General features: G+C 65.9%; 1 protein-coding gene. It reads right to left on the bottom strand.

Features of this window, described 5'->3' with window-relative positions; translation table 11 throughout:
* Positions 1-127: 127 nt before the first annotated feature.
* Positions 128-909: VWA domain-containing protein (locus tag P775_RS21835; protein WP_099912969.1), on the bottom strand; the 782-nt coding region annotated here is incomplete at its 5' end.

Below are 909 nucleotides of genomic sequence, written 5' to 3'. Positions count from 1 at the left end.
ATCGCAGGGTCCAGCACCCGGTCCCAATCCCCAAGCCCCGTCCGGCGGCGGCGCATCACAACGGCCAGGATCACCAGACCGGGCAAGGCAATCAGCCACAGCGGGCGCAGAAGGGCCAGATGTTCCATCACTCTGCCCTCCAGGCAATCCACAGGCACAGCGCCGCGGCCAGCGCCGCAGGCCAGATCCAGAATTCGGCAAACACCTCTGCCGACAACCCGTCACCCTCTGTCGCCTCAAGCTGGTCCAACGCATCGGCCACCGCCATGAGATCCTCGCTCGTGCGCACCCTGAAACTTGTGCCACCGCTCAGCTCGGACACGGCCCGCAACGTCGCCGCATCAACCACACCATTTTCACCGGGGTCACTGTCGCTCAGATCCTTGGGTCCCAGCGCGATCGTATGCACCCGCACACCCAGATCAGCAGCCAGCCCCGCCACACCGCGCGGGTTGGTCGCCCCGGCATTGCTGATCCCATCCGACAGCAGGATCACCACCTTGCTTTTTGCCTCTGAGGTTTCAAGCCGTTTCAGCGCCAGCCCCAGCCCGTCAGAGATATTGGTCGCCCGCCCGGAAATGCCGATCTCAGCGCTTTCGATGCGCCGCGCAATCGCTTCGGTATCAAAGGAAAACGGCGCGGCGTAATAGGCATCCGATCCAAAGACGATCAGCGCCACCCGATCCCCCGCGCGACCCCGCGCAAAGGAAGCCCCGACCTTTTGCACCGCCGCCAGCCGGGTCACCGGCGCGCCGTCCAGAAAGAAGTCATCGCGCACCATCGACCCCGACAGATCCAGCACAATCGCCAGATCCCGCCCCGACACCCTGAGCGCCGCAATGGGCTCCAGCTGTCGCGGCCCCGCCAGCGCCAGCACCAGCAGCACCCAGACGGCCCAGGGCGCAGCCC

Source organism: Puniceibacterium antarcticum (genome assembly GCF_002760615.1).
GTDB classification, from domain to species: domain Bacteria; phylum Pseudomonadota; class Alphaproteobacteria; order Rhodobacterales; family Rhodobacteraceae; genus Puniceibacterium; species Puniceibacterium antarcticum.
Note: the sequence above shows the minus strand (reverse complement) of the source record. Positions and strands in the feature narration are given on the sequence as shown.